The 20286-nt window shown below is 29.0% G+C and carries 16 protein-coding genes; 7 read left to right on the top strand and 9 right to left on the bottom strand.

Annotation, left to right across the window (positions count from 1 at the left end):
- Window positions 1-9: 9 nt before the first annotated feature.
- From alaS to hpt, 7 genes are all read left to right on the top strand, one after another.
- Window positions 10-2631 (top strand): alanine--tRNA ligase, encoded by a 2622-nt coding sequence (alaS, locus tag MBVG596_RS00890; protein WP_096385729.1) that lies wholly within the window; start codon window positions 10-12, stop codon window positions 2629-2631.
- Window positions 2624-3055: a Holliday junction resolvase RuvX gene (ruvX, locus tag MBVG596_RS00885; protein ID WP_096385726.1), complete on the top strand. Its 432-nt coding sequence runs from the start codon at window positions 2624-2626 to the stop codon at window positions 3053-3055. Before alaS ends, ruvX begins: the two co-directional genes overlap by 8 nt.
- A complete protein-coding gene (locus tag MBVG596_RS00880) occupies window positions 3055-3744 on the top strand; it encodes a BC85_0335 family putative methyltransferase (RefSeq protein WP_096385723.1) in 690 nt (229 codons plus the stop codon). The genes ruvX and MBVG596_RS00880 overlap by 1 nt, the downstream gene beginning before the upstream one ends.
- A 50-nt stretch (window positions 3745-3794) precedes the next feature.
- Window positions 3795-4280, top strand: coding sequence for a transcription elongation factor GreA (gene greA, locus MBVG596_RS00875; RefSeq protein ID WP_004418999.1), 486 nt, complete (start codon window positions 3795-3797; stop codon window positions 4278-4280).
- A gap of 79 nt (window positions 4281-4359) precedes the next feature.
- Complete coding sequence (locus MBVG596_RS00870) at window positions 4360-5019, top strand: deoxynucleoside kinase (RefSeq protein WP_096385720.1); 660 nt, start codon at window positions 4360-4362, stop codon at window positions 5017-5019.
- Between the two features lie 3 nt (window positions 5020-5022).
- Window positions 5023-5676 carry a deoxynucleoside kinase gene (locus tag MBVG596_RS00865; protein WP_096385717.1) on the top strand — a complete coding sequence of 218 codons (654 nt, stop codon included), beginning with the start codon at window positions 5023-5025 and terminating at the stop codon, window positions 5674-5676.
- Window positions 5677-5703: 27 nt separating this feature from the next.
- On the top strand, window positions 5704-6237 hold the full coding sequence (gene hpt, locus MBVG596_RS00860) for a hypoxanthine phosphoribosyltransferase (RefSeq protein ID WP_096385714.1): 534 nt from the start codon (window positions 5704-5706) through the stop codon (window positions 6235-6237).
- 476 nt (window positions 6238-6713) lie between these two features.
- On the opposite strand, the gene MBVG596_RS00855 is transcribed toward hpt, so the two are convergent.
- From MBVG596_RS00855 to MBVG596_RS00815, 9 genes are all read right to left on the bottom strand, one after another.
- Window positions 6714-8366 carry an IS1634 family transposase gene (locus MBVG596_RS00855; protein WP_096385711.1) on the bottom strand — a complete coding sequence of 551 codons (1653 nt, stop codon included), beginning with the start codon at window positions 8364-8366 and terminating at the stop codon, window positions 6714-6716.
- Between the two features lie 219 nt (window positions 8367-8585).
- Window positions 8586-9566 carry an ABC transporter permease gene (locus MBVG596_RS00850; RefSeq protein ID WP_220096504.1) on the bottom strand — a complete coding sequence of 327 codons (981 nt, stop codon included), beginning with the start codon at window positions 9564-9566 and terminating at the stop codon, window positions 8586-8588.
- Between the two features lie 13 nt (window positions 9567-9579).
- A complete protein-coding gene (locus tag MBVG596_RS00845) occupies window positions 9580-10521 on the bottom strand; it encodes an ABC transporter ATP-binding protein (RefSeq protein WP_096385705.1) in 942 nt (313 codons plus the stop codon).
- Between the two features lie 529 nt (window positions 10522-11050).
- Window positions 11051-11497 carry a DUF3899 domain-containing protein gene (locus tag MBVG596_RS00840; protein WP_148664006.1) on the bottom strand — a complete coding sequence of 149 codons (447 nt, stop codon included), beginning with the start codon at window positions 11495-11497 and terminating at the stop codon, window positions 11051-11053.
- Between the two features lie 218 nt (window positions 11498-11715).
- Window positions 11716-14085, bottom strand: coding sequence for an ATP-binding cassette domain-containing protein (locus MBVG596_RS00835; RefSeq protein ID WP_096385699.1), 2370 nt, complete (start codon window positions 14083-14085; stop codon window positions 11716-11718).
- Window positions 14075-15166: an ABC transporter ATP-binding protein gene (locus MBVG596_RS00830; RefSeq protein ID WP_004419016.1), complete on the bottom strand. Its 1092-nt coding sequence runs from the start codon at window positions 15164-15166 to the stop codon at window positions 14075-14077. The genes MBVG596_RS00835 and MBVG596_RS00830 overlap by 11 nt, the downstream gene beginning before the upstream one ends.
- A gap of 8 nt (window positions 15167-15174) precedes the next feature.
- Window positions 15175-16425, bottom strand: coding sequence for an ABC transporter permease (locus MBVG596_RS00825; RefSeq protein ID WP_004419017.1), 1251 nt, complete (start codon window positions 16423-16425; stop codon window positions 15175-15177).
- Between the two features lie 11 nt (window positions 16426-16436).
- Window positions 16437-17480, bottom strand: coding sequence for an ABC transporter permease (locus MBVG596_RS00820; protein ID WP_096385696.1), 1044 nt, complete (start codon window positions 17478-17480; stop codon window positions 16437-16439).
- A 17-nt stretch (window positions 17481-17497) separates the two neighbouring features.
- Window positions 17498-20248: an OppA family ABC transporter substrate-binding lipoprotein gene (locus MBVG596_RS00815; protein ID WP_096385693.1), complete on the bottom strand. Its 2751-nt coding sequence runs from the start codon at window positions 20246-20248 to the stop codon at window positions 17498-17500.
- Window positions 20249-20286 lie beyond the last annotated feature (38 nt).

Here is a 20286-nt window from a genome sequence, read left to right as displayed (position 1 = left end):
GGAGCTAGCATGAATTCAAAAGAAATAAGAAATAAATGACTTGATTTTTTTGAATCAAAAGGTCATTTAAAAATTGAAAGTAAAAGTCTTATTCCAGTTAATGACCCATCTTTATTATGAATTAATTCAGGAGTTGCAACACTTAAAGATTATTTTAGTGGCAAAAAAATACCGCCAAAAAATCGTTTAACAAACTCACAAAAAGCAATCCGGACAAATGATATTGAAAACGTTGGAGTAACCTCAAGACACCACACATTTTTTGAAATGCTTGGTAATTTTAGTATTGGCGATTATTTCAAAGATGAAGCAATAGAATTTGCTTTTGAATTTTTAACTAGCGAACTTAAATTAGACATAAATAAACTTTATTTCACCTTCTTTGAAGAAGATATTCATACAAAACAAAAATGGTTATCATTAGGCGTTGATGAATCTCATATAATCTCAGGTTCTAGAGATACAAACTTTTGAGACGTTGGTGCTGGTCCTTGTGGCCCATGTACTGAAATATTTTATGATAGAGGTCCAAAATTTGACTCTCGTGGCATTGAACTACTAAAAAATGATATTGAAAATGACCGTTTCATTGAAATTTGAAACATTGTTTTCAGTCAATTTAACAATGAAGGCGAAAACAAATACACTGAATTAGCACAAAAAAATATTGATACGGGTGCTGGACTTGAAAGAATTGCTTCAATTCTTCAAGATGCACCAACCAACTATGATTCTGATTTATTTTTGGGAATTATTCGCGAAATTGAAAAATACACTAATGTAAAATATGATGTTGAAAACTACTTCACAAAAGATGAAAAACAAAGCGAAATAAACACATGCTTTAAAATTATTGCTGACCATATTAGAACTGTTGCTAACGCACTTGGTGATGGCGAATCAATTTCAAATGTTGGTCGAGGCTATATCATTCGTAGATTAATTAGAAGATCTATTTATAAAGCAATGCAGCTTGGGATTAAGGATTTATTTTTACACAAATTAGTTCCAGTGGTTCATGATTCATTGCCTTTTGAATATGATATCAATAGTGTTTCACAAGCAATACTAGCTGAAGAAGAAATTTTTGCAAAAACCATTGAAAATGGTAAAGAATTGTTAGAAAAACACATTAAAAATAACACAAAAATATTTGATGGCGAAATTGCTTTTCACTTACTTGAAACATACGGATTTCCAATTGAACTTACTGAAGAAATACTTGCTAAAAAGGGTATTTCAATTGATTTAGATGGTTTTGAAAAAGCAAAACAAAAACACATTGAAGCAAGCAGAGGCAACAAACAAAGCGGTATGCAAAAAGCAATTAACTCATTATCATTAATCAACTCTAAAGTTTCAATATTTACCGGATATGAAACTACAAGAGGAACCGCTAAAGTAATTGATCTATTTGATACTGAAAAACGTGTTGATTCGGCAAATGGCAAAGCGTACGTTTTATTAGATAAAACACCATTTTATGCAACTAGTGGTGGTCAAAAACACGATGAAGGTTACATACTTCAGGGTGAAAACAAAATTAAAATCATCGATGTTTTTAAAGACAAATTCGGGAATAATATTCACTTAGTTGAAGGGAAAATTAATTCAAATGAACCAGTTGAATGCTTTGTTGATGAATATGTTCGTTTGAATTGTGCTAGAAACCACTCGGCAACTCACTTAATGTTCTCAGTTATGAGAAAAGTTTTAGGGCCATATATTAAACAATTAGGTTCTGACATCAATGAAAAAAGATTTACTTTTGACTTCCCGGGAGATTCGCGCCCAACCGATGAACAAGTTAGACAAATTGAATTGGAAATGCGCCAAATAATTAAAAATGATATCAAGCGTGAATACATAATTTCAACAATCGAAGAAGCAAAAAACTTACATGCTGTTATGACGATTGAAGAAGACGAATATATGGATCCTAAAGCTGTTAGAATTGTTAAATGATCAAACATAACTAGTGACCTTTGTGGAGGTACACACTTAGACCATAGTTCAATTTTAGAAAACTTTAAAATAACAGAAGTTGAGAAAAAACAAGTTGGAGTTTATCGTTTTAGAGTTGTTACATCAAATAAACTTGTTAATGAATGACTAAGAGAGCAAATACAAATTTATAGCGAAGAGCTCGCAAATATTGTTAATAAAATCAAGGCTATGGATTCCACTTATAATTTAGAAACACAAAACGATAATAATCTTGAAAATTTATTGAATAATATTCAAAAATCAATTGAAAAAGCTAGAGAAGATTTTAGAAAAATAAATAAAGAGAAAGCAAGTGTTGAGTTTGAAATAAGTCATCAAGATGCTTCAGAACTTGAAAAAGGCAAAAAATTCTATATCAATTTAAATGTAGAATCTTCTCAAATCAAACAAGCAGCATCAACACTTAGAGAAAAATTCCCAAATGCTACTATTGTTCTTGCTAGCGTGAATGGAAATCAAACATTACTTGCTATTGCTTCAAAAACAAAAGATTCAAACCAATTATTCAAATTAATTGGCAAAAATTTAAATGCAAAAGGTGGTGGTTCAGCTATTTTAGCAATGGGTAAAATTGATTCAACAACTGAACTTGAACAAATAATATTGGAGGCAATTAGTGCGTAAAATTTCGTTGGATTTAGGAACCAAAACTTGTGGTTTTGCAATCACTGATTCAATGCAAATTATTGCCAGTGCCCTTGAAACTATTCGTTTCGAAGAAAACGATTTTGATAAAGTCATAGACCATATAAAAAAATATTTAGCTAAATATAATGATATTGATGGATTTATCATTGGAATACCGCTTAGAAGCAATGGTCAAAAAAGTGAAAGAACAATTTTAATTGAAAATTTCGCAATAAAAATCAATGAAATTTTTGACCAAAACGTTTATTTAGTGAATGAATATGGAACAACAATAAAAGCCGAAAAAACTCTTAAGTCAGCTAAACTAAATTACAAAAAAGTGCGCGAAATAAAAGACTCTTTATCTGCAGTTATTATTTTGCAAGAGTTTTTACAATATGGCGGAAAGTTGGTTAAATAATGCCACAATGATTAAAAATTGCATTATGAATTTCAGTAGGTGTTGTAGGTTTTTTAGGCATCTCAGCATTTATCATTTCTTTGGTTAAAGTAAAAAAAATTAAAGATAAATATCTCAATGATAAAGACGCACTAGCTAAGAAACAATTAATAGAACTTCGGGGTGATAATTGAGGTAAATTACCATATGAGTTAAAAGAATTTTATAATTCAAAAACTAACGATAATGATATTGATAGTTGAATAAATACAGTATTTTTAAACGATTATAAAACACTTTTAATTGCAAGTAAAAACTTAGACTATGAGCTTGTTTGTTTGAATTTACTTTCGCCAGCTAAAATTACAATAAATAAAAATATTTTTGATGAAAGTAAATATACTCAAGCATGCGAAATAAACACTGAATTAAGCAACAAAAAAATCAGTGTTTTATCCCAAAACGAAATTAAAGATTCCAAATTTGATTTAATTTATGCAACAAATATCATTGAAAATAACACTGATATTTTCGCAAACTACTTTAATTTATTGAATAATAATGGTATGTTAGTTATCCGTCAAGATGACACAAATAAAGCTAAATTACGCGAATTGATTTCGGATTTAAAATTTGCCCAAGTAACATATGAAGTTTCAAGTGTTGCAAGTAAATTTATTTACATTGTAAAAAATGCAAATATTTCTTAAAAATATAAACAAAGTTGATAAAATAAAAAATAATTACAAAGGAGATTTCTATGTCAAAAATTCAAGACAAAATTTATTTAGCCCAAGAAACACTAGATAAATATAAAGCTGAGTATCATGAATTAGTTAATGTAAAACGTAAAGAAGTTCAACAAGCACTAAAAGAAGCTCGTGCACAAGGTGACTTGTCAGAAAACGCGGAATATGACGCGGCTAGAGACTTACAAGGAGTTGTTGAAGGCAGAATTCTAGAATTAGAAGCAATAATTGAAAAAGCTGAAGTAATTAGCACCAATGAAGCAAGAACTTCGACCAAAATCGGTGTAGGTTCTACTGTTAAATACGAAAAAATTGATAGTGGCGAAATTAAAACAGTGACTATAATGGGTATTCACGATAGTGACCCTTTAAATGGCAAAATCTCTAATGTTTCTGCATTGGCTTTAGCGCTTAGCGATGGCAAAATTGGCCAGATTGTTGAAGTTGATGCTGCAAGTAAATACTCAATCAAAATTCTTGATGTTGAATATAAATAATTTATTAAGTAATTAAGTAATGCAAATTATTTTAATTACTTTTTTTAAACTTTTTATTTACGAATTTTAAGGAGCAAATATGATAATTGGCATAAGCGGAATGATTGGTAGCGGTAAAAGTTCACTTACAAAAAAACTTTTAAACCATTATAAAGATTCAATGATATTGAATGAATTTGAAGAAAATGACGAAGAGTTTAATGTTTTTTTAGAATGATTATACAAAAATGAAGAAAATATAACAATGAGCTTTCAATCTTATATGATTGAACGGCATGTTGATAAATTTTCCGAAATAAAACAATTATTTATTGAAAAAGGAAAAAATATTTATAATGACCACCTATTTTTAGACCGCTTTGCAATTGAACACTACATATTCGCTTCCGTTATTCTTCAAGACAAAAACCCACGTTATCAACAAGCCTATGATTCAATGTTTAAGCAAATGATAACAAATGAAGAAACTCCCCATTTTGCAATTTTTTTAGATATGACACATGAAACATTTAAAAAGAGACTTTTTGCAAGAGGTCGCGAGGTAGAAGTTAAAAACTATGAGCAAAATGCAGAATATTTTGCAAAATTGCACTCTGTATATAAATCAAAATTTGAACAATTGGCGAAATTATACAAAATGCCATTCTATATAATCGATACAAACAATTTATCTGAAAATCAAGTTTTACATCAAGCCATCAAGATAATAGATAATCATTTAGTGAATAAGAAAGGTTAAAAAATGATAATTGGTATTAGTGGAATGATCGCAAGCGGCAAAAGCACTCTTGCAAAAAATTTAGCAAAATTCTATGATAATTCAATATATTTAGAAGAATTTCAATCTGAAGATAAAATTTTTAACCAATTTATTGAATGATTTTATAAAGGTGTAAAAAATATCAATTTAGCATTTCAAGCTTACATTTTGGAATCCTCAGCAAATACTCTTAGAAGTGCTCTAATTGATTTTTCAAAAAGCGGCAAAATTTGCCAAACAAACCATATTTTTCTTGATAGATTTAATATTGAACATTACATTTTTGCATTAATTTCAATGAAAAACAAACCAGCAAAATTTATTAAAGCTTTTGACCAATTGTTTAATAAAATGATTGAAAAAGAGCAAAATCCTAATCTAGCTATTTTTATTGATATTGACTTTGATAATTTCAAGGAACACTTATTTAAACGTGGTCGCGAAAGTGAAATTAAAAACTATGAGCAAAATGAAGAATATTTTAAAGAATTGCACGCTCTATACAGACATCTTTATGAAAAACTCATGAATACGTACAAAATCCCATACGCAATAATTGATGGAAATAATAAAAATGAACATCAAATTTTAGCTGAAGCAATAAATATAATTGAAAAATTTGACTTTTCAAAATAAATTATAAAATTATATAAAGGACTAAATATGGACAAAAGATTCACAAAAATTTTATACACTCAAACAGAAATTGAACAACGTATTAAAGAGCTTTCGCAATGAGTTAACGAAACATACAATAACTCTAAAGATTTAGTTATTGTTGGATTGTTAAAAGGAGCTATTCCCTTCATTGCTCAATTAATAAAAGGTGTAGATATTGAAAATGAACTTGCTTTTATGATTGCTTCGAGCTATCATGGTGCAAGCCAATCAAGCGGGAATGTCAAAATTATTATGGATCTTGAAGTTGATATTGAAGGAAAAGATGTTTTGATTGCAGAAGATATCATTGATTCTGGAATTACACTTGATAAAGTAAAAAATATGCTTTTACAAAGAAATCCAAAAAGTCTAAAAATAATTACTTTACTTGACAAACCATATAATCGAAAAGTTAATTTAGAAGCTGATAAAGTAGGTTTTTTAGTTCCAAACGAATTTATTGTCGGATTCGGGCTAGATTACCAAGAAAAATTTAGAGGAATACCATTCATTGGTGTATTTGATCCCAAAAAATAAATGACACGATTTCCTGTGTTTCCCACTTTTATAGTGTTAGTTAGCAGTTTAAAAAGATTTTATTAACCCATACTATATATAGTATGAATTTTTTTGTATTTTTTTATTTCATTTAATTACAATTATGATAAAAAAGGATAACGGAATATGATTTCATTAAAAAAATTGTAACTAAAAATTAATTAAAAATAACGAAAACCACTTTAAAATAGGGGTATTCGTTATTTTAATCTATGAAATTGGGAAACTCAGGAAAATTGACTGCGTTTATTTTCTTTTTAGGTTAGATAAAGAAATGTTTAATGTTATCATCAATAGAGTTCATGATCCTGTATAAATTAATGAGCCCCATCATTTAATGTCTTGACCAAATAAAATATTAAAATCATATATTGCGTGTTTTCCCGAGTTTCCCAGTTTCAAATAATAAAAATAACGAATAAGCCTTATTTATAGTGCTTTTCGTTATTTTTATGCTATTTTTTAATTACAATTTTTTTAATAAGATCATATTCGCTTCAAATATCTTTTATTGTTTTCGAATCTTCTCTTTGTCTTTTAATGATTTCTTTTGTTTTTGAGTTGATATCAACTCTTTCTCTTAGTTTGGATAATATATTAATAAGTTTTTGTTCAGATAAATGGTCAATTACACCATAATCCTCATAAAACTTGTTTATCTTATAAGTAATAAGTTTTAATAAAACAAGTGATATAAAACATAATATTGAGTGTGCTATTATGTGTTCGTCTAGTCTCACATAAACCGGTCTAATTTGTAAAAAACTTTTTAATGCTCTAAAATTTGTTTCAATTTTTCATTGGTTCGCGTACTTTTCAATGATTTTTTCAGCAGAAATATTTGAAATATTTGTTTCATAAACATAGATACCATCAAATTCAGAATCTTTTGTGACTTTTTCAAAGTCTAATTCAAATTTAAACTTAGATATTTGTTTAAAGAATTTGCATTTTTTTGTACCCAACATTTTTGTTGAATCAACATAACCGCTTTTGTCTTGTTTTTTACGGAAATTATCAATCAAAATTCCGCGATCTTCTCTATCTTTTTTTGCTCTTGTTTTTGAATAAGTTACAATTCTTCTTCTTAATTTACCATTAAATCTTGTATTTTTTCAATTAGATTCATATTCTGTTTCTTTGTATCTAAATTCAGAATCTCCAATGTATCCTTCGCGATCTAAAATCCAATTTTTAAAATTCTGACTACCAGATTTTGCTCTATATGAGATTATAAAATTGTGTCCTCTTTGTTCTAAAAAACGGATATTTGCATTTGTACTCATCCCTCTATCAGCAATAATTGTTATATTTTTTATGCCAAATTTAGTTTCAAGTTCTAATATAAATGGAATCATTGTTCTTGAATCCCCTGTATTTCCCTTGAAAACTTTCATGTAAATAGGAATACCATTTTTGTCGCACGCAAGACCAATCACAATCTGATCTTCTTTGAATTTGGCATCTTTAGAATACCCAGGAACCCTAAGTCCTTCGCGGCTAAAACTTTCAAAATACACTGTAGATGAATCAAAATAGATTTCATCTAATTTACTTTTTGTTTCCGATTCAACTAATTTATTTATTGAAAAAAGCAATTGGTCTTTGTTTTCGTGAACAATGTCTAAAAGTCTATAAAAGCTATTCTTAGAAGAAAAGATATTTGTTGAATATTCATCTGATTCATTAAATGAGTTGTATATACTTGTGGGATTAATAATTCTTTTCGCCACTAAGAAATTAAATATTTCATTCATATTTTTATGTCTTGTGGCTTTTAATTGTTTAAATATGTTGTGTTTTTCAATAAATTCACTTATTAATTCATTGCCAACGCAAATACTTGTATGTTGGATTTTTTCTTTTTCAATCGAGTGTAGAAGCGCATGTTTAACTTTATCTGGATTATCCTGTCTAGTGAAGTTTTTAAGTTTGTTTTTTATTATCTCGATTGCGTTTTCGTTAATTTCAAGTAGTTTTTCTACATTTCCTAAACTAAACCATCTTGTTGGATTTTTATTGAATCCGTTTGACCAGCCAACATATTTATATAAAACGCCCTTTTTATTTCCATGAACATTAAATAGCATCAAATCTTGTTTTTCCATATTCTTATTATATCATAAACGTAATTAAATGCAATTATAAAATTAAAAAATATGAAAAATTCCATACTATATATAGTATGGAGTGAAAAAAATAGTTAAATTAGATTAATTTATCGCTTAAAACTGGGAAACGCAGGAAAATAACGAAAACCACTTTAAAATAGGGGTATTCGTTATTTTAATCTATGAAATTGGGAAACTCAGGAAAATTGACTGCGTTTATTTTCTTTTTAGGTTAGATAAAGAAATGTTTAATGTTATCATCAATAGAGTTCATGATCCTGTATAAATTAATGAGCCCCATCATTTAATGTCTTGACCAAATAAAATATTAAAATCATATATTGCGTGTTTTTCGCTGAATAATTTTTGAATAATAGGGTCTTTTTCTGAAAAGATAAGTCCTTGGGTAATAAAATGACGAAACATGTTGGAAATGTGAGTTGATGGAATTAAAGAGCTAAATTCAGCAACTGCACGCGGAAAAGTGTGTAATGGGACGAATGCACCAATTAAAAAGCCGGCAATTGCACTTAAGCTAGCACTAATAGCGCTAAAGGCAGAAGTATTATTTAAAAAACTTAAAACAAAGACAAATAATGAACTATTTAAAAATGCGGCCAAGATTATTAACCCTATGACAATAAATACCTTAGCTGTGTCAAATGAATAATAAGTCTTTGTAACACTCGAATCATTAAGAGTGTTTGCTAACTTCGAAGGATCTAGTGTTTTTAAAATTTCTGGAATATTAAACATATTTTGAAAGTCACTGTTTTTAACTTCTACTACCAATGTTTTATTAATACCCATTCAACATATACCGATAACAAAAATAAATAGAGTAATGCAAATGTTCAAAATTATATTATAAATTAAATAGCTAAATCTAACAATTCCAGCTCGCACAGGCGAAATGTACAAATCGTTAAGAACTTTACGTTCTGTGTCGGTAACCATAATCGATGAAAGACTAATAGCATTAGTAAATGAGGTAACTGAAAGTAAACCAATTAGCATTGATATATCGGCATATTGATCTTTTATTTTTGCGGGCAAATACTCAGGCATTTGGCTTAAATAAATTTTTCGTGCAAACAAAACGAAACACAAAAGAACAATTAATGGCGACATAAAAGTAAAAAATATTCTTCTTTTATCTTTGAAAAAAATAATTAAATTACGTCTTGTTAAGTGCATTAATTTGCTCATTTTATTTGTGTCCTTTCTGTGTTACGTTTAAAAATACCTCGTCCATTGTTCCTTTATTGAATTCAAAATCTTTTAGTTGAGCTATATTTCTTGTAACGAATTCATGCCCTTGCGCCACTGAATCGAAACGAATAATGTAACTCCCATTTTCAACTTCGTAGTTAATGTTTTTACTTTGAGTGATTAATTCTTTAAGTTTGTCTGTCATTTGATATATACGAAGTATTGAAGATGAATATTTTGTTTTTAAAGCAGCTGGTGTGTCTTCAACTAGTTTTTGACCTTTTTCTAAAATTATGACCCTTGAGCAATCATCTGCTTCTTCCATATAGTGAGTAGTTAGCATTATTGTAAGTTTTCTTGTTCTTTGTATTTTCTTTAAAATTTGTCAAACAAGTTTTCTTGAATTAGGATCTAAGCCTGTTGTTGGCTCATCTAAAAAAAGAATTTTTGGGCTATGAACCAATGCCCGTGCTATGTCTGCTCGTCTTTTCTGGCCACCTGATAAAGTACCATAACGCCGAGATGCGAAATCATTAAGTTGAAACTCATTTATGATTTTATCAACAACGGAAGCCACTGATTCACCTTGCATATAATCTTTATAAAGAGTTGCTCTAACCATAAGATTTTCGCGAATTGAAAGCTCAGGATCAAGAATTGATTCTTGAAAGACAATACCTACTTGATTCCTAATATCAAGTTGGTTTTTATCTATGCTCAAACCATTAATAAAAACTTGTCCTTTATCTCTTTTTAATAGTCCTAGAATAATGTTTAATGTAACTGTTTTACCGGCCCCGTTTAGACCTAAATAGCCAAATAACTCCCCTCTTTTAACACTAAATGAAACACCTTTTAGTGCTTTATTTTTTTTAAAGCTTTTTTGCAAATCCTTTATCACTATTATTTCATCATTATCAAAGCTATGTTGTGCTTTCATTAAGCCTCCTGTTTTCTATTTATTTAATTATAAAATATTATTAGTAATACACATTACTAATATGACGAGTTTACTTAATGCTTTATTTAATTGTAATAATATTTGGGTTAGTTTTAAATAATTATTAAATTGTGACTACTATGTTTTACGCTTAAATTTTTGATTTCAAGATAAAGATTTAATGAATATTTCAATATTAACCTTGAACTATCAAATATTAAGACACTAAGAGCGTAGATAAGTTAATGCGAATAGAGAACGTTTTGTTAATGATAATGATTTTCCTGTGTTTCCCACTTTTATAGTATTAGTTAGCAGTTTTAAAAGATTTTATTAACCCATACTTTATATAGTATGGAGTGAAAAAAATAGTTAAATTAGATTAATTTATCGCTTAAAACTGGGAAACGCAGGAAAATTTAAAAAAGCTAACACTTTTGGCGTTAGTTCCCTCTCTTAAACTCGGACAAAAAAGCCAACACCTCAGTGTTAACTTTTTTTGTCCTGGTTTATTTTCGTGTCATTTTCTTTAAACAAAAGCAAAAATAATCCCAATTATTATTAGTACAACTGCAATAGCAATTATTATCAGAAAAACTAATTTATTATTTTGAGCATTATTTCTTGCAATAGATTTGTTATTAATATTTTGCAGTTCATTATTTAAAATTTTAATTTCTGCTCGCGATTCTTGGTTTGATTGTCCCAATTCTAGTTTTTGAATTCTGCGTTTTAATCGATTTTCACGGTTACGTTGACTAATACTAATTAATCCTGAACCTAAACCCAGTTTAAAAGAAAGAATGAATACACCATAAGCAAGACAAATTACACCGCAAATGAAAAAAGTATCACTTAAAATTTTATATACATTTCCATTATATTTTTTTTGATAATATGAAACAGTAAAATATATACTTGAAACAATAAGTGATACAAGCACTGTAATAAGATGTAGTCATTTGCGATTTTTCATAGCAAAATTATAAAGCAAAATTACAATATATTATTTGTTTATTATTTTACCATTTCAATTGTAAAATGAATAAATTAGTAAATTTTGCTTATTAATTAAAATGTTTATATAGATTGATATAGATTAATTTTACTAATAACTTCTAAATTATTAATAATTTTCATAGTTAATATGGGCTAAAAAAACAAAAATACTGCTTTTAGCAGTATCTTGTTATTTTACCTTTTAACTGTTAAACCAAAAGGTTTAGATCATTCTGCGGCTTGTTCTTGAGTGCCATAAATGAAGTGATTTTCCTCTACTTTGAACAATTCAGGAATATTTGGGTATGCTTGCCCTTTGAAATAATCTAACTCAAAACTAATGTTTTCAAATTTTTCGTTTGCGTTAGATATTTTCGGTATTGCCTTGAATAGGTTAATTGTATATGGATGGATTGGTTTTGAGTAAACTTTTTGAGTATCTCCTGATTCAACAATTTTTCCATAGTGCATAATCTGCACTCTGTTTGCAATGTATTCAATCATTGATAAGTCATGTGCGATAAAAATCATGCCAATATTTTTCTTCTCACAAAGGTCTTTTAGAAGGTTCACAACTTGAGCTTGAATTGAAATGTCTAATGAAGCAATAGGTTCATCAGCAACGATAACTTTAGGTTCAGTTATTAGAGCACGAGCAATAACAATTCTTTGACGTTGACCACCACTAAATTCATGAGGATAACGGTATGCAAATTGTTTTAATAGACCAACATCTTCAAGTGATTTATATATCGAAGTTTTTATTAATAGATTTGAAATTAATATTTTGGCAATAATATTGCCTGAAATTTTCTTGAAAAATTTAATTATTTTTGAATCAACTGCATTTTCAGTATCAATACCAAGCAATACTTTAATAGCTTTGATATCTTTATTTAAATATTTAACTTCAATTTCAAATGATTTTAAAGTTAATAATTTAGATTTATATTTTGATTCATAAATTTTTATTAATTTTGAGTATTCACTTATTGAAGTCTTGTCTGCTTTTGATTGAATTAACTGTTTTAAATTCTCTTGTAAATGTGCAATGAATTTCTTGTGTGCTTGTTCAACAAGCGCATTTGTTTCACTTTGAATATCTTTTAATCCTAAATATTCTTTACGTTCAATTTCAACCTCAGATAAAAGTTGTGCGAATTCTTTTTTATGTAGAATTACATACTCATCAAGCATTTGTTTGTTGACTATTTTTGCTTTTTCATATTTTTCTTTTGCAATCTCAACATCTTGTAGAGTAGCAGATTTTTTATGTTTATCAAAGCCTTTTGAGTTCTTGTCAATTTTTTTACGTAATGAATTGATTTGGTCAATATATTGGTCAAAATTTTTCTTATTTAATTCATTTCATTTTGATGGATCAAAAACAAATTTTTCATTAATTAATGTTAATATTGTATTTTTTAATTCTGGAGAATATTTTAATTCTTGTAAGTATTTAGTGAAGAAATCTTTTGAATAAGATTGAATTTCACTAATTAATTCACGAGCTTGGGTATATTTTAGTGATAACAAATGACCTTTCAACTCTTTAACAAGTGATCTTAGTTTTTTTGTTAAAAGTTGATTTTTTAGATTGTGTGTATAAATGTCTAAATTTGTTGATAGTAATTTAGCATTTCGATAAATTATTGAATCTTTTTTGAATTCATCGATAAAGTTGTTAAAAGTATTGACAACTGTATTTTTTTCTTCTTTAAAAGCTTTTTTAATATCAGATATTTCTTGTTTTCATATTGATATATTTTTGATTGAATTGTATTGTTTTAAAGACATTTTCGATAATTTTAAAGTCTTTAAATATTCATCTTTTGCAGCTTTTAATTCGCTTTCATCTAATTCTAGATTACTATTTCTAAAATCACTTTGTTTTTCATAGTAAAAACTCATTAATTCATCAGTATTTGAGTATAAATTACTTACAATTTGACTTTCCATCGTTTGTTTTTGTTCAAGATAGCCAAAATAAGCATTGAAATTATCTTCTAAAGAAATTGAATCATCAATTTTGTAATTTTGTAATTTAGCTAGTCAGTAAGGGAAAAAATCTTTAGCTAACTCATTAATTGATTTTAAATTTTGCAATTCAAGTGATTGATATTTCTTTTGAAATGTGTAAAAGTACATTTCTTTAATATCAACTCAGTCTTTGAAAATATCATTTATTTTATTTTTGATTATTCCATTGACAATTAAGGGTTCTTTTAATGTTGAATAAATATTTTTCTGACCATTAAGCGAAGCATGAGGGTCTTGAAAAATCATTTGAATATTTTTACGTAAAAATTTAGTTCTAGAACGCGAAATTCTACGTCCACTAATAACTTTGCCATCAAGTGTAACAAATCCATTAAAGTCTTCATATAAACGCATTAATGAACGGCCAACAGTTGTTTTACCTGATCCGGATTCACCAATTAGCCCAACAATTTCGCCCTTGTTTACACTAAAACTAATATCATCAACAGCTTTATTGACTATTCCAGCATTACTAAAGTATTTTTTAAGAGATTGAATCTCTAATATTGGTTTATTAGTTTTCATCGTCTACAAATACCTTTCTAAAGCTTTCTAATCTAACTTTTAAATCTTGTGGAATTTCAATTTTTGGTGCATCTGGGTGTAAAAGTCAAGTTGCTGCATCATGGCGCGCTTCAACTGGTAATAAAGGTGGCTCTTTAAGAAAATCAATTTCCAGTGCATACTCATTTCTTGGCGCAAAAGGATCGCCTAGTGGCAAGTTTGCCATGTCTGGTGGAGTACCTTTAATTGAATAAAGACGCTCTTGACTGTTTTCAGGTATAGCCGAAATTAATGCTCAAGTATATGGGTGTCTAGGGTCAGTAAAAATCTGTTTTCTAGTTCCTCTTTCAACAATTTTGCCAGCGTACATAACATAAATATAGTCACAGAATTTAGCAACAACACTAATATTATGACTAATTAAAATTATTGAAATGTTCATTGTTTGTCTAATTCTTTCAAACAATGCAAGAACAGAAGCTTGAACTGTTGGATCAAGAGCGGTAGTTGGCTCGTCAGCAATAATCAATTTAGGTTTTAGTGCAACAACCATTGCAATAACTACACGCTGCTTCATACCACCTGAAAGTGTATGTGGATATCTATCAAAAACAGCATCCGCATCTCTTAGACCAAACTCATCAAGTAGAGATACTAAATAGTTTCTTTTTTCAACATAACTTTTTTCTTTTCACTCTGGATTTAAATTCAAAGCGTCTAAAAGTTGTTTACCAATTTTACGGGTTGGATTCAATGAAGTAAGAGGGTCTTGGGGTATATAACCAATGTAGTGTCCTCTAATTTTTTGTCATAAATTTTCTTTTTTAATTTTATTTAAATCAAGATCTTCAATTTGCATTTTATCAGCAAGAAAATAAGCGCCATCATTGACATTTATTAAAGCTTTTGATGTAACTGATTTACCTGAACCTGATTCACCAACAAGTCCTACAATTTCGCCTTTTTTGATTTTTAAATCTAAGCCACGTACAATTCTAATGAAATTTTTGCGACCATTTTTGAAGTCGACTCTTAAATTTTCGATATCTAAAAGCAAATCTTCTTTAAGTGGATTAGTTTTAATTAAATCTATATTTGACATAGTTTATCCTATCTTTTTAATTTAATAACTTTTGGATCTAATGCGTCATGTAGACCAACGGCTATAAATTGTAGACTTATTGAAATGCATAATAATATTGATGCTGGAATAATTAGAAGTCAAACGTTATTTTTTGAATCTTCTAGGTTATCAAGCATGAATTTACCTAAGTTTGCTGATGAATCATCTTTAAAGAAACCAAGGAATGCTAGCGAAGCAATCGAAAGAATAACACTTGGAATTCTTCTTACATAACTCATTGCAATTTTACCTAATATTGCAGGTAGTGCGTGGAAAAAGATTTGTCTTTTTTCACTTGCACCAATACTTTTAGCAGCTAAAATGTATTCTTCATCTTTAACAGTAATTATAAATAAACGAGTTACACCAATTGGGCCAGTTCAACCAACGAATAATAGACCAGCAATTAACACTCAAGGATTAGTCCCTCAAATTGAAACAAATAATAATAGTCAAATTATTGATGGTGGCGATGTGAATATCTCAATAACACGCATCATGAATGTGTCAAGTCATTTACCAGCGTTAAAACCTAAATAAGCGCCAACAAATACACCAATAATAATTTCTACAGTCGCTACAAATAATGCAATTCAAAGTGATTCAAGAGTACCTTTTCAAACAGTTGTTCAAATATCGGTTCCAGCATTATTTGTACCAAAAAATGTATGAAGTTTTGGTATAGCATTCTTAAATTCAGCAAGTTGTTCAGCTGTAATAATGGCATTAGGGTCTTTATCTAGAATTTTAAAAATTTTAGAATAAAGTTGCTGACCTTCAAAATATGAATAAGCATTATAATAAAGTATTTGGCCTGGCACTATTTCTTTAAAATTCGCATAATCTTTTAAATATTTACTATAAGGCTCACTTGATCATCTATATAAGTTGGTAATTTTATTATTATCTGTTGTTTCTGTTCATTGTGCAAATATTGGTGGCAGACTTTGGAAGTCTGAAACTTTTTTATCAACTGGTAAATAATAATCAATTGGTTTTACTGCGGGATAAGGAGAAGAAAAACTGACAACTAAAGCGGTAATAATGATTGCTAAAAAGACACAAAAAGCAATAACAACCATTGGATTAGTGAAAAATCTTTTTAATATTTCGATCGCTAATATTTTAGGTTTGCCAGCGATATTGTGAGTGTATTTTTGCTGTTTGACAAGTTTTAACTTATTTTGCAGCTCATCACTAATACCGTAGCGTTGATTAAATTTTAAATTTTCAGCCATTATTCTCCTTTCTATGATTGTTCATTAAGTAATTTGTATTGTTGTGCTCTTATTTTTTTTGCATGCAATATTGCAAAAATATTTAGTCCGCTTGAAGCTTGATATTTAATTCTTGGATCAATTAGTGGATATGAAATATCAACTATGATTTGAGTGAATAGACCTAATGCAGTGAAGAATAAAATGTTGAACATTAGGATATTTATTTCACCTTTAGGGAACGAGTTGGCAATTATTGTTGAAGTACCTGGAATAAATCAGAATTGCTCAACGATAATTGAGCCAGATAATAAGATTAAATATGATGGAATAATAATTGTTGCTAATGGGATTGAAATGTTTCTAAAAACGTATTTTTTAAAAATCTCAAAATTTCCCAATCCTTTGGTTTTAGCAATCAATACGTAATTTGATGTTAATACAGTTACAACTTGGTTTCTTGAATAAAGTGTATATCCCGAAAGCGAACCAAGCGAGACAACAACGATTGCTGGTATAACTGATTTAATTGTTTGAGCTCAAGTTGCTCCTTGTGAATATGGCGATATAAATCTAATATCGAAACCTGCTTTTTGGAATATACCAAGAAACATTGGTGCCAAAATAAAGCTAGGTACTGCAATGAAGACAAAGACAAATCCACTAATTATTCAATCAACTCATGTACCACGTTTATATCCCGCAATAATACCGACGATAACGCCGGTAGTTGCTGAAATAATAAATGAAGGTAGTGAAACTAAAATACTTCATTTTAGTGGCTCGAAAAATAATTGCGGAATTGATTCATATGCTCCTGATTTATCAAATATCTCACCATATTGAAATTTGAATATATTGGCAAAATAATTGCCAATTTTTGTAATGATTGGAATCGCGTTATATTGTCTAGATAATTCCTCTAAACCTCTCCTTTTCTCCGTGTCTGTTTCAGCGATTAACTGAATTTCATATGGGTTTTTAATAAATATAACAGTTAATGTGTATGAAAAGATTAAAATAACAAATAATGTAAGAATGGCTAGGCCAATTCTTTTTGATATATATTTAAACATTTAAATTATTTAGAAAATTATTTTTTTACTATAACGTGTGCGTCCATGATTCAATCTTGATCGGCTCCAACGAATGGGAACACGAAGTTAGGGTTTACTAATGATTCTGAGAAACGATCTAATGATGTTAATTTTTTAGTATCAATAAGGGTTCCAAAGTAATCGCTAAATTCTTTTGTTAATTCAATGATTTCGTCATTAGTTTTTTCTCTTAAGTGTGTGTTGAAGAAACGAGATGTAATTGTTCCAAAATCTGCATCTGTTTCTTTGGTTTCTGTATTTGGTACTAATTTACCACCCTCAAGTTTGTATTCTCTTAAGTGGTGAGCTAGTTTGTCTAGATCACCAAATGAAAGTTCATGTCATTTTGTGTGATCAACAGTTAGTGTGAATGATTTTTTTGCAACTTCATCTGTTATAAATTTATTAAATGCTTCACTTAAAGCAAATAATTTAGGGAATGCTTTTTTAAATGCTTCTTTGTTAGTGTCTGTTCCTTGAGAAAGAATAGCTAGAACTGGGCCAGATTGTGTTAAGTTTACAATACCATCAAATCCAGATCCAGCACTATCAGTATCATAACCTCATCCACCAATAGTAAATGGAGAACGTCCTTGTAGGTGTTGTGCTCAGAAAAGACCTACTTGAGCTTTATCATATTTAACTGCTTTAAATTCTAGACGTGGGTCTAATTCTTTAAATAATAGTGGAAGTTGTTCATAAATAGTTTGCATTTTAGCTGGTGTTCAGTTAACTCATCTAAATGTTAATTGTCATTCAACTTTTTGATCCGCTGGAATTTTAGCATCGTCTAGTAATTTTTTGATTTCTGCTTTAACTTCTGCAAAGTGAGGTGATTTTAGTTTTTCTAATTCACTACCTGATGTTGTTACAATTTTACGATAATCTTCAGGTGTTTTAGATGTTGATTTAGTTAGGTCTGATTTAACAAAGGTTGTAGTGTTAATATCTTCATATGCGTCACGCATTGATTTTTTAGCAGCAGTTGATTGATCCTTGCCAGCAATTTTAGCATCAGGCGCCATTGCAGCTACATACATTTTTGATTTACCTTCTGTTATAAAGCTTGCAACATGTTGATAGTTAATTGCTCTAGAAAGTAATGATCTAAATACATAACCTTTACCTGTGTAGAAGTGTTGTGTGTCAGCGCCTTTTACTGCATCTTTAACAATATCTTCTCTAGTTTTGCCATACAATAATTTAGCAAAATGATCATTGTATGTTAACTGATCAACTATTGTTTTTAAGTGATCTGGATTATCTACGCTAAAAGGAACACCTTCAGAAAATTCATTAGGTAATGCAACAGTTGGTGTAAGGTCGAATACTTGTTCAAGTTGCAGTGATGATTTGTTTAATGACTGGTTGTATTGAACGCCATATTTTTGAGGGTTTTGAATAATTGAAGTTTTTTGTTTGTCAGGAACCATTGTTCAAGCCAATCTAGCAATTCTACCTTTTAGATAATCGTCATATAAAACTTCTTTTAATTGATCAACTTTAGCTTCGGCACCAAAGTATCTAAGAACTTGTTTTTCAATAGTTGTTGGATCTTTAACTCATTCTTGGTCAACATAGTGAGGGTTTTTTTCATATGTTTCTTCTTGAGTATCTCTGTTGTATCCTTTATAAATAAATGGACTAGCATATAATAAGTTTTTGCTGTTAAATCCATATCAGTAAACGCCAGCTTGCGATAATATGTTATCTGTTGGAATATTTTTAATTTTTTCAAATGATTCACTAGATAATTGTTTTTCAGAGTATGACTCTAGTGCTGGAATTTGTTTTTGTTTTGATACTTCTGTAATATATTGGCTAGGAGCAGCACTAAATTCTTGAGATGAAGTTAAGTTTTCTAACAATAATTCAAAGAATGCTTTACCTGTGGCAATTTTATTAAATGTTATTTTGTCGCCTTCTAAGAATTTAGATTTATCATTTAAATCTTTAATTTCTACTCCATATAATCCAAATAAATATGCGTTAGGGTAACGGTAATCTTTGCCATAGTATGAAGAGTTTTTTGAAGCAATTTCTCTTAGAGCTGTATCTAGCGCTTCTGTGTCAACACTTGTATTTTTAGCTGCATTTTTTCTTTGTGCTTTACCTAAAAGTTGAGTTCTCATTCATGAAATGTATCAGTCTTCTGGAACTACATCATATTTTGTAAGATTGCCTTGTGCATCAACTCATTTAGTCCCTTTACGAACTTCAATTTGTAATTTAGTAGCTTTCTCTAAATCTTTTTCAAATTGTTTAGAGTTAATACTTTTTGCATTTGTTGATTCACCTTTAATAACAGCTTCATGGTAGTAGCCATCAGCGTCAGGTTGTTGAAGTAATTGCGCATCATCTGAATCATATTCTTTAGCATGTCCATCAACTATCAAAATAATTTTGGCAGCATGTTCTAATTTATATTTTCAAAATGATGGTTGTTTAATTTTTGTTACTATTTTATTGGTTTTTTGGTCAAATTCTCTAACCAATTCAGGTTTGTTATATGTTTTTTTTCTAATTAATAGTGAAGCAAGTGAATCTTCATGTCTAGCTTGTCAACCACCATAACCATTTGATTTATCTCTATCAAATTCTTTAGGAATATAACTTGCGTTAATTCCACTTCTTACTATTCTTTGTTTTGCATCATGTGCAAAATCAGCTTTACCACAAGCAGCCGCTAAAGCCAGTGGAGATAATGTTACTAGAGCCAACGGTGCTAAATAAAATCTTTTTCTCATAAATTTCCTTTCGAATAAATTTAATTTACGTTATGTTT

It is taken from the genome of Mycoplasmopsis bovigenitalium (assembly GCF_002356075.1).
Classification (GTDB): domain Bacteria; phylum Bacillota_I; class Bacilli_A; order Mycoplasmatales; family Metamycoplasmataceae; genus Mycoplasmopsis; species Mycoplasmopsis bovigenitalium_A.
Note: the sequence above shows the minus strand (reverse complement) of the source record. Positions and strands in the feature narration are given on the sequence as shown.